The organism is Streptomyces sp. NPDC091376, assembly GCF_044757085.1.
GTDB classification, from domain to species: Bacteria; Actinomycetota; Actinomycetes; order Streptomycetales; family Streptomycetaceae; genus Streptomyces; species Streptomyces pratisoli.
The window spans coordinates 14,329-27,785 of sequence record NZ_JBIVUF010000037.1 but is presented as its reverse complement, the minus strand read 5'-3'; the positions used below and the strand labels follow the sequence as shown (position 1 = coordinate 27,785).

Annotated in this window: 9 protein-coding genes and 6 pseudogenes; 8 read left to right on the top strand and 7 right to left on the bottom strand. The window is 63.1% G+C overall.

Features of this window, described 5'->3' with window-relative positions:
- Nucleotides 1–450: transposase (locus ACIQMR_RS37150; protein ID WP_401397259.1), on the top strand; the 450-nt coding region annotated here is incomplete at its 5' end.
- A gap of 155 nt (nucleotides 451–605) precedes the next feature.
- Nucleotides 606–1,712, top strand: a complete 1,107-nt coding sequence (locus ACIQMR_RS37145) for an IS110 family transposase (RefSeq protein WP_401397264.1) — start codon at nucleotides 606–608, stop codon at nucleotides 1,710–1,712.
- A 17-nt stretch (nucleotides 1,713–1,729) separates the two neighbouring features.
- Here ACIQMR_RS37145 and ACIQMR_RS37140 read toward each other — a convergent pair.
- Nucleotides 1,730–1,900 (bottom strand): annotated as a pseudogene (locus ACIQMR_RS37140) (IS5/IS1182 family transposase); the annotation flags it as partial.
- Between ACIQMR_RS37140 and ACIQMR_RS37135 the strand changes: the two are divergent.
- The 3 genes and pseudogenes from ACIQMR_RS37135 to ACIQMR_RS37125 all read left to right on the top strand — a co-directional run.
- A pseudogene (locus tag ACIQMR_RS37135) lies at nucleotides 1,892–2,222 on the top strand (IS5/IS1182 family transposase); the annotation flags it as partial. The pseudogenes ACIQMR_RS37140 and ACIQMR_RS37135 overlap by 9 nt on opposite strands.
- Before the next feature lie 381 nt (nucleotides 2,223–2,603).
- The gene (locus ACIQMR_RS37130; RefSeq protein WP_401397256.1) at nucleotides 2,604–2,861 is read left to right on the top strand and encodes a hypothetical protein; all 258 of its coding nucleotides are present in this window, start codon (nucleotides 2,604–2,606) and stop codon (nucleotides 2,859–2,861) included.
- 716 nt (nucleotides 2,862–3,577) lie between these two features.
- A pseudogene (locus ACIQMR_RS37125) lies at nucleotides 3,578–4,338 on the top strand (transposase family protein).
- A 114-nt stretch (nucleotides 4,339–4,452) separates the two neighbouring features.
- Here ACIQMR_RS37125 and ACIQMR_RS37120 read toward each other — a convergent pair.
- The 6 genes and pseudogenes from ACIQMR_RS37120 to ACIQMR_RS37095 form a co-directional block, all read right to left on the bottom strand.
- Nucleotides 4,453–5,062 (bottom strand): annotated as a pseudogene (locus tag ACIQMR_RS37120) (hypothetical protein).
- Between the two features lie 464 nt (nucleotides 5,063–5,526).
- Nucleotides 5,527–5,928, bottom strand: a complete 402-nt coding sequence (locus ACIQMR_RS37115; RefSeq protein WP_401397254.1) for a hypothetical protein — start codon at nucleotides 5,926–5,928, stop codon at nucleotides 5,527–5,529.
- Between the two features lie 517 nt (nucleotides 5,929–6,445).
- Nucleotides 6,446–7,720 carry a glycosyltransferase gene (locus ACIQMR_RS37110; RefSeq protein WP_401397251.1) on the bottom strand — a complete coding sequence of 425 codons (1,275 nt, stop codon included), beginning with the start codon at nucleotides 7,718–7,720 and terminating at the stop codon, nucleotides 6,446–6,448.
- A 26-nt stretch (nucleotides 7,721–7,746) separates the two neighbouring features.
- On the bottom strand, nucleotides 7,747–9,051 hold the full coding sequence (locus tag ACIQMR_RS37105; protein WP_401397248.1) for a glycosyltransferase family 4 protein: 1,305 nt from the start codon (nucleotides 9,049–9,051) through the stop codon (nucleotides 7,747–7,749).
- An 829-nt stretch (nucleotides 9,052–9,880) separates the two neighbouring features.
- Nucleotides 9,881–10,942, bottom strand: a complete 1,062-nt coding sequence (locus tag ACIQMR_RS37100; RefSeq protein ID WP_401397246.1) for a hypothetical protein — start codon at nucleotides 10,940–10,942, stop codon at nucleotides 9,881–9,883.
- Between the two features lie 555 nt (nucleotides 10,943–11,497).
- A complete protein-coding gene (locus tag ACIQMR_RS37095) occupies nucleotides 11,498–11,629 on the bottom strand; it encodes a hypothetical protein (protein ID WP_401397266.1) in 132 nt (43 codons plus the stop codon).
- Between ACIQMR_RS37095 and ACIQMR_RS37090 the strand changes: the two are divergent.
- The 3 genes and pseudogenes from ACIQMR_RS37090 to ACIQMR_RS37080 all read left to right on the top strand — a co-directional run.
- Nucleotides 11,579–11,797: pseudogene (locus ACIQMR_RS37090) on the top strand (transposase); the annotation flags it as partial. The gene ACIQMR_RS37095 and the pseudogene ACIQMR_RS37090 sit on opposite strands and share 51 nt — an antisense overlap.
- Nucleotides 11,798–11,822: 25 nt before the next feature.
- Nucleotides 11,823–12,158, top strand: a pseudogene (locus ACIQMR_RS37085) (IS110 family transposase); the annotation flags it as partial.
- 405 nt (nucleotides 12,159–12,563) lie between these two features.
- On the top strand, nucleotides 12,564–13,457 hold an 894-nt coding region (locus ACIQMR_RS37080), incomplete at its 3' end, for a HAMP domain-containing protein (protein WP_401397261.1).

The following is a 13,457-nucleotide window of genomic DNA, read 5'->3' as shown; positions in this document are numbered from 1 at the left end:
AATCTCCTGCACAAGTACATCAACCAAGGCCGTGCGGACGCCGACCGCAGCCACATCTCCCCGCGCCGGCTCACCCGGATGCTGCTGACCAGGCCAGACAACCTCAAAGCCGAGCAATACGAGCTCCTGGCCAAGCTCACCGCCGCCTGCCGCGAGATGACCCAACTGGCTCCAGGCATCAGGGACTTCGCCCCGCTCCTTACACCTCACACCGGCAACGCCGACGCGCTTACGCGCTGGGCCACCCAGGTCCGCGGCGCCGACCTGCCCCACCTGCATGCCTTCACACGGGGGCTGGAACGAGACCGCGACGCCGTCAACGCCGCACTCACGCTTCCGTACAGCAACGGCCCCACCGAGGGCGTCAACACCAAGACCAAGCGGATCGCGCGCCAGATGCACGGACGAGCAGGCCTCACCCTACTTCGCCACCGCACCCTCCTCGGATAGCACCACGCTCCGTCACCACCGAAAGTGAGACAGGGCCGAACGTCTTACAGTCCCAGTGCAAGGAGGCCTTCGTAACGTGGATGCCGGCATGCTGATGCCGTAGATGAGGCCGGGAAGAGGCTGCTGGGGAGGGGTAAGTCAGCGACGAGGGCGCGATCGATGTCTACCTCGGTCTGGACGTTGGCAAGGGCGAGCATCACGGCACCGCACTGACTCCGGCGGGCAAGAAGGTGTCCGACAAGCCGCTGCCCAACAGTGAACCGCGGCTGCGTGAGCTGTTCCAGAAGCTGCAGGCCAGGCACGGAACGGTGCTGGTCGTGGTGGACCAGCCGGCCTCGATCGGGGCTCTGCCGCTGGCCGTGGCCCGCGACGCGGGCTGTCGTGTCGCCTATCTGCCAGGGCTGACAATGCGGCGGATCGCCGACCTCTACCCCGGTGAGTCGAAGACCGACGCCCGGGACGCTGCGGTCATCGCCGATGCCGCCCGCACCATGCCGCACACTCTGCGGGACCTGGCACCGGACGATGAAACCGTCGCCGAGCTGAACATGCTCGTCGGCTTCGACGACGACCTGGCTGGCAAGGTCACCCGCACCAAGAACCGGTTGCGCGGGCTGCTGACACAAATCCACCCCTCGCTCGAGCGGGTCCTGGGCCCTCGCCTGGATCACCCGGCAGTCTTGTTCCTTCTTGAACGCTATGGCTCACCAGCACAGTTGCGGAAAGCCGGCAGACGACGGCTGATATCCATGCTGCAGCCCAAGGCACCGCGCATGGCCGAGCGTCTCGTCGAGGACATCTTCGACGCGCTCGACGAACAGACCGTCGTGGTGCCCGGCACAGACGCTGCGGCGCTGATCGTCCCCAGCCTGGCCGCCTCGCTGACCGCCGTGCTCGACCAGCGCCAACTCCTCGCCGCCAGGATCGAGGAACTGCTGGAGGCGCACCCTCTTTCGCAGGTCCTGACCTCCATGCCCGGCATCGAGGTCAGGACCGCAGCCCGCATCCTCATCGACGTCGGCGACGGCAGCGGCTTCGCCACCGCAGGCCACCTGGCCGCCTACGCCGGACTCGCACCCGCCACCCGCAGATCCGGCTCCTCAATACGCAGCGAGCACCCCTCCCGGCGAGGCAACAAACAGCTCAAGCGAGCCTTCTACCTCGCCGCCCTCGTCTGCCTCGCTCGACGCCGCATCGACGTCCTCTTCGCCATGCTCCGGGACGGCACTTTCTACGAACCCCCCAAGATCGCTACCGCTTGACGAAAACCATAGGGGCACCTTTTCGCCCTGACGTGGGCCGAGTCGAGGACCGTTCGGGACAGATCGAGCAGGCCGCACTCGTCGATCCTGTCGAGGACCGCTTCGTGCAACCGTCCCCAGACGCCGGCCCTGGACCAGATCATGAACCGGCGATGGGCGGTGGATTTGGAGATGCCGAAGCATGGCGGGCTCTGTCACCGTGTTTCGGCATATCGAAGTCCACCGCGCACTGACGGTCATCTAGTCCAGGGCGGGTGTGTGTGGGGTGTGCGGCCGGCACCAACTCGACGACGCGCAGCTGCTCGATCTCTCCCGGGCCGTCCTCGACTCCGCCCGCGTCAGGCGAAAAGGAAGCGAAATCACAGGTCCGAGCCCGTGGACCGCGGTAGGCCGGGTTCCGGGATGCACGTCCTATCGGACGCGAACGGACTGCCCCTCCTCGTGGGCGTCAGCGCAGCCAACGTCCATGAGAGTGAAGCCCTGAAGCCCATGTGGGGCCACCAACGACACATCTCAGCCGCCGCAGACGGGTCGTCGAAGGGGCCATGTCCAGCAGCCCCCGGCTGGAGCCGGCCGGGACCGAGCCTACAAGGCACGATGGGCGGGCCCGCAGCCAGCTCCCAACCGGACCAGCTGAATCAGCTGCAGACAAGCCGACTGACCGTCGTGAAGCATCGATCTTGTGAGTAGTCATTACTGATGGTGATGAACTCGCGACACCGATATCTTCTAAGTTCCAGGAAGCCCGCCACGGGGAAAGAGGCAGACGGTCGTCAGGGGGGCCAACGGTATTGGCTATCCAATTCTGTCAGGCTGCTCATGGATTACTTCTCCTCTTGACTTCTGGTGATTCAATAAGGGAGCTGAACCATGAGTGTCACACTTAGGCGAGTGACTATCACCGTAATTGCAGCAGCGTCCGCTCTGCTTGTCGCCCCGGTCCAGGCCAACGCCCTGGCAGTCGAGCCCTCCGGGCCCGTCGCCTGCTCCTTCTGCGACGATGTTATCGTGCCTGGTTTCACTGACGAGGAGTCGGTCGATTCATCGTTCGCCGATGATGTTATCGTGCCTGGTTTCACTGACGAGGAGTCGGTCGATTCATCGTTCGCCGATGATGTTATCGTGCCTGGTTTCACTGACGGAGACTAAGAGTACGGAGACTAAGAGTGTGGGGCAGCCTCCGCCGTACTCGTGAGAAATGCGTGGAACTCAGCAGCGGGCCGTCGCCCTCGCTGATCCTCACCGCCCTCCAGGTGTCCGCGGTCTGACCGAGGAACTGCTGCCCGCCTTCTCAGGTGCGCGTTACTTCCCAGCCGCGGAAGTCCTCGGCTAGTGAGGAGAGGAAGGCGGCAAGAAGGGCAGCAAGCTGCATGTGTTGTCCGAAGCCCAGGGCATTTCGCTAGCCGTCGCGGTCTCCAGAGCGAACGTAAACGACAGTCAGGCGTTTCAAACCGCCACTCCTCCTGGGGCTCCTTGCGCCACACGTTTTCGGCGCGGGCCACGACCATGGTGACCGGTCAAGGTCCGCGCCGAGAAGACGTACTTCTTCGTTGAACACCTCGCCTGACTCCGCTCACGAGGGCTCATCCCGCGCGTTGCGTGCCCGGGCAGCGAGCCAGGCGAGTGGCTCGGACGACATCGCTGGAAGATCGAGAGACCCATCGCCTAGCTGTTGGGCCACCGCTGTCTCACCGTCGACTTCCTCGCCTTCTTGGGACTCGCCGCAGCCCTGTCTGCGGAGCCAGTGAGCCTTTTCCAACGTGATTGGATGGGTGGGTAGTTGGGCTGAGGGCGGTGTCCGGACGTGAAGAAGCTCCTGTAGACGGGTTCACGGCCAAGATCGCCTGTCTACCAGGAGCTTCCGCGTGCTTGTCTACCCGTCCGGCATCGATGTGTCCACCTCGACCCTGCGCTTCCTGTCTGCTCACCTGCGGGCCCGCCGGCAGGAACGGGAACGCGCTGGCGCGGGGTGAGCGTGGGGCGTCAGGCTCTGCTCGTCCTCGCGCACCTGCGGTGCGGCCATACCTACGCTCAACTCGCCGTCGGGTTCGGCGTCGGCACCACGACCGGCTACCGGTACGTCGCCGAGGCCATCGATGTCCTGGCCGCCCACGCTCCGACCCTCGCGGAAGCGATGAAGACCGCCGTCACCAAGGCATTCGTGATCCTGGACGGGACGCTGCTACCGATCGACAGGATCGCCGCAGACCGGCCCTTCTGCTCTGGGAAACACAAGAAGCACGGCATGAACGTGCAGGTGATCACCGATCCGGCGGGGCGGCTGTTGTGGGCCTCGCCCGCGTCGCCGGCAGCGGTCCACGACATCAAGGCCGCGCGAACCCACGGCATCATCGACGCTCTGGAGTAAGCCGCCGTGGAGTGCTGGGCTGACAAGGTCTACCGGGGCGCCGACGGCACCATGCGGGTGCCCTACTGGGGTCGCTGGGAGACGCTCTGCGCAGGTCAGCAGGCCGTCAACCGCTCGCACGCGAAGATCCGCGACCATCGAGCAAGCCATGGCACCCTCAAGACCTGGCGGCTCCTGCGCAAGCTGCGATGCTCCACAACCCGCACCACCAACCTCGTTCAAGCCGTCCTCACCCTGCACCTGACCTGCTCAAACTGAGGTTAGAAAAGGCTCAGTGTGACCAGTGCAGGACTTGGTCGATGGGTGCTGGGCGGCGGTGGATCGGGCGCCGGAGTTCGGGGAGGCTGAGGGGGACGAGGCTGGAGGATCCATTTATGCTTTCTCTGTGTCGTGTTCGCGGGCTCGCAGGACGGTGAGGCAGGCGTGGGCGGCCATGGCCAGGGCGATGTGTCGGTGCCAGCCGGGGTAGCGGCGGACCTGGTAGTCGTCCAGGCCGCATTCGCCTTTGGCGGTCTGGAAGCATTCCTCGACCGCCCAGCGGCTGCCGGCGATGTGGATCAGCTCGTGGAGGGTGGTTCCGGCCGGGCAGTAGGCGATGTAGTAGTAGACCTCTTCGGGCCGGCTCACACTGCGGCGGGCGATCACCCAGTGCTGCCGGTCGGGCAGGTGCCAGGGCCGGACCTCGACTCTCGCCCAGTCGAACACGCGTGGTCCGTGGACACCGTTCCCGCAGGACCGGCGCTTCCACTTCTGCCTCGGCAGATCGTGGAACAGGTCGTCGTCGAGGACTTCATCCGCGTCCCAGTCGATCCGGTTCAGCAGCCGGTGGATCCGGTCCGGACCCGCATGACCAGCCTACTCCGCCAGCGTCCAGCCGTTCTTCCGCTCCAACGGAGATATCAACCCCCGCATATACGCCAACGACGACCCACGAGGCTCCGACCTGGAGAAACGATACACAAACCGCTCATGCAGCCTTCAACTCACCCGCCCACGACCGGCATCAACAAGAACCCCACCCATAAACAAGCCAACGACCGACCTGCCCCACCCTCATACCAAAGACCGTTGCACGACTAGCTAGTGCTGTGACCGGAAAGGTTTGCCGAGTCGCTCGCGGCGTCCGGTGCGGTGCATCGCCAGGCGGAGGATCGCCCTCGTACCGGGCGTACTCGGGCGACTCCGACAACGCCGCGAGGTGCCGTGCCGGGCGTCGCGAGCCGGTGAAACTTTCCGGTCACAGCACTAGCTGTGCCGGTGAATCACGCCAGGCATGCTGGTCCTGTCCGGCCCTGCTTCTGAGGGGCACTCTCGCTGATCTGCAAGGCGACGACCTCTGGCACTTACCTGCTGTGGCGGATCCAGGTCACTCGGATCCGGAACGTGATTCACACGCGCTCTGACGGTCCTGCCTATCGATGACCGTTGGCATCCCCACGGGGTGATTCACTGCGCCGCAACCATGACGAATCCGCCGAGGCCGTATCGCAGAGGCACGATGATGAAGCCCTTCATGCTCTCGAGTGCTGCGTAGGCCTGGCCGCTGTCCTGGCTGCTCGTGGCTGCAGGCAGGTGCACGGTACTTGCCGCGTGATGAGAGCGGGATTCGCCGCGCTCTCTCATGGTGCGGGCATCTATCACGGCAACACGCACGATCTCAGTCGCTTCTCGTCGCTGTCGGTCTGCTCCGAAGGCCAACCGGTCGGAGGGAAGGCTCGCTTGAGAACTTTCCTGCTTGTCGAGAACATGGCGTTCCCTCAGCGGCCCGGATCCTCCTGCCGGCATACTCGCGCTGCTGGCCAAAGCGAGGCTGAGCGACACAGAAACTACAGCAACTCGAACGTACATGCGCATCCTCCCTAGTTGCGTTCCATGGCCTGAGACCTGCCGACCGTGAAGTTCTCCAGCAACGTGGGCAGTCGTGTCCCCCCAGGGCTTCGAAGGTCAGGCCCGCTAGCCACCATCCTGCACGTACTGCCTGGGCTGCTTGAGCAGCTCATACCCAATAACTGCTCGATGAGGATGAGGTCGTGCTCGACCTCATGACGGAGCGGGGCAATAGCTTCGAGGATCCTCCTGGGAGCCGACGGTCAATACCCTGATGAGGGATACAGGAAACTCGTCAGAATCACAAATGGCGCAGAGCGGGATATCAAGTGGGCAGGGTATCAGTGTCTGTTCCTGGAAGTAACTCCACTGCAATCCGTGACCCAGCGTGTCGAGACTTTCTGCACTCTGAACGGTCAGATCACTGTTCAGGGCATCCATGACTGGCGGAACCGGTGAGTTACGCCAGCCTCGGGCTACGCGACCTTCGCGCTGAATAATCCCGGCGACATCGAGAACCACGATAGTGCAGAATCCGTCAGGCCTTTTCTCGAGGCTGGAGCATCTTTCCCACGCGTCTGGCTGTGCGGAACAGACCCTCAGCTGTGGCATAGGCCACGTGGGAGCCGACTGCGGCCAGATTATTCCTGCCATAGTGCCGGTGGTTCATGCGCTGGGTATGCAGCAATTCGGTGAACAGCTCTTCGTATCGAGCGGAGATTCGGAGCGGGTCAAAACGCTGCGCGTTCTCACGTGCAGCGCGGGCCATCTGACGCCGCCTCTGGCCGTCGTTGATGACGCTTAGCAGAGCATGAGTCATTGCGTTCGGGTTGTTCACCGGGACCAGGAGTCCGTCGGTTCCGTCGTGGATGATCTCGGCTGGCCCGAGGGGGCAGTTGGTGCTGATGACAGGGAGCCTGCATCGCATGGCCTCAACAATACTCATGCCGAACGATTCGCTGCGGGAGCTGACGGCGGCGAGGGAGCCCTTCGCCCACTCGGCATCCATCGGGGTGTGGGTTCCCATGAGTGTTACGTGATCGTGCAAGGCGTGATGGTCGATGCGTGCCTGGATACAGCTGCGTTCCGGGCCGTCCCCGTAGATCCGCAGGCACCAGTCTGGACGTTCACGGACCACACCAGCGAAGGCGTCGACGAGCTGGTCGAATCTCTTCACGGGGACGAGCCGTCCTGCAGCCACAACTACCGGCGCTGTGCCGTGTGAGAGACCTGCTGTGGGCCTGGGTACGCTGTTGGGGATAGCGGCGATCCGCACACGGGGCATGTTCTGACGGTAGATCTCCGCGTCTGCTTCAGTAACGGTGACCAGAGCGTCCAACTGCGGGTAACAGTTGCGCAGTTGGGTGCGCAAGGCGAACCGGTGGCTGTTGTGGGTGAGGTGTTCCTGTCCGATCCGTACGACGTGCTGAGGTGCGAAACGGGCCAGGAGTACGTTGAGTCCGGGCCGTGTGCCGATCACGATGTCAGCGTCAGTGCCGGCCAGCCATTCCTTGATCCGTTTCTCCGTTAGCCTGCTGTGTTGCATGTAGCGGCCGTCGCTGGCCGGATAGGAGCGCGCGGGCTTTCCGTGGAGCGGGTGTGCTGCATCGCCGCCCGGGCGCATGTCAGACAGAGGCGTGAGACGGATCTGGGGTCCAAGGTCGAACCTGGTGTGCTCGCGGTACCGGAACACCGAAATGATCTCCACGTCGTGGCGCTCCGCCAGCGCGGCAGCCAGGTTGAACACCGTGCGGATCGTGCCGCCCATTCCGTAGGCGTGATGGAGAAGGAGGGATATCTTCATTCTCTTCATGCATCTTCCGGGAGTTCTTGCCGAGATTAGTGCTGGGCCGCGTCGCGACTGTGTGCCTCGCGGTACTCGCGCAGCCGGTCGATGGCCAGATCGCGCAGGGCGTATGCCCTGCCGAGCATGGCGCCCCTGATACGCAAGGCAGAATCGCAGCTGGTGCTGCGGGATCGACTTCGGTTGGTAGTAAGGAGGTCGCTGTAGATCGTCTCGTGCCGTTCGGCGATCTGTGCCGGGTCAAATCGGGCCGAGGCAGTCAGCGCTGCCTGGCTCATGTGCTGTCGCAGATCGTCGTTGCCGACTAGTTCCAGAAGGGCGTGGGCGATGGCGTCCACGTCTCCCACCGGGACCAGGCGGCCGTCGATACCGTCGTTGATGATCTCGCGCGGCCCGTGCGGGCAGTCGGTGGAGACGACAGGCAGTCCGCAGCGCATGGCTTCGACGATGGTCATGCCGAAGGATTCGAGCCGGGAGGTAGAGACAGCAATCGAGGCCAGAGCAAGCTCGGGTGCCAGCGGGCTGACGGCACCCATCAGCCGCACGCGATCCTCAAGGGCAAGTTCCCTGATCAAGGCTTGCAGGGTGTCCTTGGTATTGCCGGTGGCGTCACCGCTGCCGTAGATCCTCAGACGCCAGTCGGGGTGCGCGGCCGCGACTTTGGCGAAGGCGCGGATGAGGAGGTCGTAGCGCTTGACCGAGGTGAGCCTGCCGGCTGCGACGATGAGCTTCGCCGTACTGCTGGCGGGTGAAGCCACAGGGGCAGGAACACTGTTGGGAACGGCTTCAACGCGTACGCCGGGGAGCCGCAGCCGGGTGCGGTAGGCATGAGCGTCGGCTTCGGTGACCGTGGTGATGGCATCGAGCAGTGCATACCGGCTGCCCAGTTCACGCCGCAGCCGATAGCAATGGCTGTCCAAGGTCAGGTGCTCCTGGCCGACACGCACCGGGCCGCGCCGTGCCTGCCGGGCAATGTGCACATTGAGACCAGGCCGGGTGCCAACGACAACGTCCGCTTGCAGGGACTTCAGATGCCGGCCAATCCGGTCATCGGTCAGACGGCTGTACTGTCTGTGCCGGCCGTCGCCTACAGCGAAGACTCTGGCCGGGCTGCGATAATCCGGGTGGTCACCATCAAAGCCGGGACTGTCCCGGCGCAGGTCCACGAGATGACTCATGGATACCCCCGACGGTGCGCCCATCATCGGCTGTTCCCGGTGCCGAAAAACCGAAACGATTTCAACGTCGTGCTGCTGTCCCAATGCTTCGGCGAGGTTGAATGTCGTTCTGATCGTTCCGCCAACACCGTAGGCGTTGTGGAGAAGGAAGGAGATATACATGCGTGGGAGAAACCTCTTGGGAGGTGACGAGGCGGCCAGTCAAGCGACCAGGGCTACAAGTGTCCAGGGAGACAGGCGCTGAGGACTGAGTAACCAGTACTCAGCAGGCCGCCCAAGATTCGGAGCTCTGGCCATCCTGGAGGTGCCGTGGAGAATGTGCTCAGGCAACTCGCTTGGTGTAGCTCCCGATCCAGAAGAATGCACCGTTGATCAGTATCAACGCGGCCTGTGCTCGGGAGCGTTGCATGAGCCGGCCGACCAAGGCCGCAGCCTGGCATGCTGTCGACGGATCTGATTGGCCATGGAGGCGCCGCTGCGCGTGTGGAAGGCGCGATCATCGGCCTATTTGCCCGGACAGACAGGCCTGCAGGGATGAACGCCAGCAGCAGAATCACGGCTGACCAACATCAGCAGGCGAAGACAGCCGTGATGCCCCGCAGCAGGCTTCAGGCTGAGGAATAGCGCGATCATGGTCCGATGTCCCACTCCGTGACCAGCTGTTGAGGGCGGTGCCGAGCACATGCGGCAGCTGGCCCTCCGCGGCCCTCGACGCTTCCGGTTTCACCGTGCTCTGCAGAACTTCATCTATCTGAAGCACATTCGGAACCGGATCCGAATAGGCCAGTGGACCAGTTAGGCGAGGTGGCAATACCCTTTCGGAATACCCAGTCTTGCCTTGCTCAGGATGGAACCTGCAGACGGCTGTCCAAGTAGAAGCCGGCTGGTGCCGTCACTTTGCGGTGGCACCAGCCGGCCGTGGGATTCGTGTTGTTTACCGGATCAGCGCTTGACGTGCTGCTCCTGTGTTTTCACGGTCAGGTCCTGGACGTCACTTGTTCACGTCGACGTCAACGTCGACGGTGATGGTTTCGCCGTCCTCGACATCATCGAGAGGCGTCCGTACCTCGCTTGCCTTGGTCAGCTTGTTGCCGTCATCATCGACGTTCCACGTGGTCGTGCGCTGCTCGTAACTGGGGATCGAAAGCTCCATGGTCTGCTTCACAAAGACCTTGTGCTCTTCATGAGAGTCCGCCGGGCCCTCGAAGCGCACACGGTCCCGGGGGAAGTCGGCGAACTTGTCCTTCAGCCAGTTGAAATCGTTCGGGAAGAACGGGCTGTAATCGAAGGCCGGGGTGTCGGGGTCGACATCGCCAGGAAGAGCATCAGGAAGCTGGCCCGCGGGGTACCAAGAGCGAGGGTAGCTTTCACCTACGACATTCTTCAGCACGGCATACGTGTCCCAGTAGTTCGGCTGGTACTGGCCGGAGAGCTTCGGGTGCGGCGGTCGTGGCGTCTTGAAATGAATGGTCCCCTGCAGTTCCTGCCAGTAGTCGACATTCACCTTCCGCTTAGTTTCGTAGATGTCCGACTCCACGCGAACGCAATTGCCCGGGGGGACCTTGGTCAGGGTGGGCGTTGTAGCGGTGAAGGTCTTGGTGTCCGAGTTGGACCAGCCATTTGACGTGGTGCGGGTGTTCTCCAGCTTCAGGGAAATCCCGGTTTTGGTCTCGAGCTTGCTCTTGACCAGGCCAAGGAAGCTCCCCTCGGCTCCCGCGGTAACCTCATGGCTCAAAGTGCTACCCACCGTCAGCGCATTAGTGACACTGCCATGCGTCTCCTGGGTGACCGTGTGCGTGACCGAGTTGCTCGGAACGAGAGTTTCTCCGCCGTCAACTCGCTTATTGCATTCCTGGGCCACCATGAGCTTCATGTCTGGAATCTTCACAGGGTCGCTGGCCTGGATTGCACCAACCTCAATATTGGCAATATCGATCTCAGGGGCGAGCCTCACCTCAGAGTCGTTGTAGTCCCAGAATGCATCGGGATAGACGCCCTGCTGGCTATAGGCGAGACGGAGGTACTCCCTCATCGTGCCGCGGAGATCCGTCACGTCCGCTTCCGCCGCCTGCGCATGGCTCGGAAATCCCGTAGCGAGGAGAACCCCCGCAGTGGCGGCAGTGACCAGTGTCTTCCCGAGCCTACCCTTGCCTACCCGGCGACCCGTTTCTCCCCGAACGCCAAACACTAATAGCCTCCCCATCGAAGCATGCGAATAAATGCCGCATCTAAATATAGGCACCAAATGGAACCCTCGGAGAATCCTGACTCTTTGAGGGCTGACAGGAACTATACATCAACGTCTGAGTCAAGAATTGTGGGTGAAATATACTCATGTGCGGCCCGTTAAGTAGGCGGAGCTGGGGAGAGCCATAGCAGCATCCTGCGCCAGGAAGTGAACCCGGAAGGAAAGAGGAAGGAGGTATTCCATATTCGAGGCTAATCATCTGGCCGCCTGCTGCGCCGATCCCAATGCCTCAGACGGTGCCGCCCGGGACCCCGTTGTTTCGGGGGCCTCTATGTCTTTCGCCAAGCGAGGCGTGGGGGTCTGATGCAGGTTCGGGTGACATCTTGACCTGTCCCACCGCTCAGGTTCCAGTTCTGCTGGCTAACTGTCGGCCTTCACGAAAGGCTCCCGGACATGCCCCGCGCCTACCCCACTGAGTTCCGCGCCCGCGCCGTCGCGTTGGTGCGGGCAGGAAAAGAACAGAAGCAGACCGCCGTTGATCTCGGCATCCATCCGGTCACGTTGTCGAAGTGGTTGCGCCAGGACGACATCGACAACGGTCGGCGCCCTGGCAGGGTCTCGGAGGAGTCCGCAGAGCTGCGTGCAGCGCGGCGACGAATCCGCGAGCTGGAAACCGAGCTCGAGATCGTCCGCAAGGCCGCCAAGTTCCTCGGCGAGGACAAGCCGGCCCCAAAAGGCTCTACCCATCGAGGACCGCACTCGGGTGATCAACCGGCTGCGAGGCCATCTCACCGGGATCTTTCCGGCCCTGGAGCGGGCCCTGGACCTGACCAACGCGGGCTCGCTGGTCCTGCTCACCGGGTATCAGACCCCAGCCGCCGTCCGCCGAGCCGGCGCCCGTCGACTGGAGACGTGGCTGCGTAACCGCAAAGTCCGAGGTGCCGACCAACTCGCGCAGGCCGCCGTCGCGGCCGCCGACAGCCAGCACACCAGCGTGACCGGCGAGAAGCCGACAGCCCAGCTCGTCCACACGCTCGCGAAGGAGGTGATGCGCCTCAACGAGCAGGTCGCCGAGGTCGACTGCACCTGACCTGCTCAAACTGAGGTTAGAAAAGGCTCAGTGGCTCGCTGGCGGCAGTCATGCCAAACGATTCCGTTAGGTAGTGATTACTCATGGAAGAGTAGGCGATATCACGTACACATGTCTTGCGACCTAAAAGTCTGATTCGTGATGGTGTGTAACTGTGGTCGGTAGTGGCACCCCGCTGGGACTGGCTTGATCTCCCTCCCGAGACCGAGCACATAGTTGGCTCGACTGCGAACCACCGCCCTTCCGTACATGGCAGAGCACGCTTCAACGGCGTAAGGAACGCAGGCTATGGAAGTGAAGACGAGCGGAACCGAAAACCCGTGCGGTGAGAGCGTCGAGTCCCTGCGATCGGCGGGATGCGTCCGGCACCAGGAACTGCGTCCCCTGATTGCTGTGATGAAGGCGATGCGCGACGGCGACTTCGAGGCAAGGCTGCCAACTGAAGGCGACGGTTTCGCTAGCGAATTCGCTGTGGTGTTCAACGAGATCGCTGAGCGGCACCAGCACTTCAGTGACGAGTTGAAACGGGTGCGGCGTGAGGTGATTCGTAACGGTCGGCTCGATGAGCGGCTGGCCGCCGGACCCGGTGCGGGCGCCTGGGCTGGCGAGGTGACTTCAGCGAACGCGCTCGTGGATGCCCTCATCGTGCCCACGGTGAATGCCACTCGCGTTCTCGACGCGGTCGCGGGCGGGGACCTTACTCAGCGCGTCGATCTGCACGACGGCAACCGTCAGCTGAGAGGGGACTTGCGCCGTCTGGGCCGGGGCGTGAACCACATGGTCAGCCAATTGTCACTGTTCACGGGGGAGGTGACACGGGTCGCCCGTGAGGTGGGCATTGAAGGTCGGCTGGGAGGCCGGGCTCAGGTCCGGGGGCTCTCTGGCAGCTGGCGCGATGTCACGGAGGCCGTCAACACCATGGCCACCCGGCTCACGGCTCAAGTCCGGGATATCGCGGTCGTCACTACAGCGGTGGCGCGCGGCGACCTAACGCGGTCGGTCACCGTAGAAGCCGCCGGCGAGCTTCTGGAACTCAAACTGACAGTGAACACGATGGTGGATCAGCTGTCGGCTTTCGCGGATGAGGTGACCCGGGTTGCGCGTGAGGTGGGGACGGAGGGGAATCTGGGTGGTCAGGCGCATGTTCGGGGTGTGTCGGGTGTGTGGAAGGACCTCACCGATAACGTCAACTTCATGGCGTCTAATCTGACTTCGCAGGTTCGGAATATTGCGCAGGTGACGACGTCGGTGGCGAATGGTGATCTTTCACAGAAGATCACTGTGGATGCG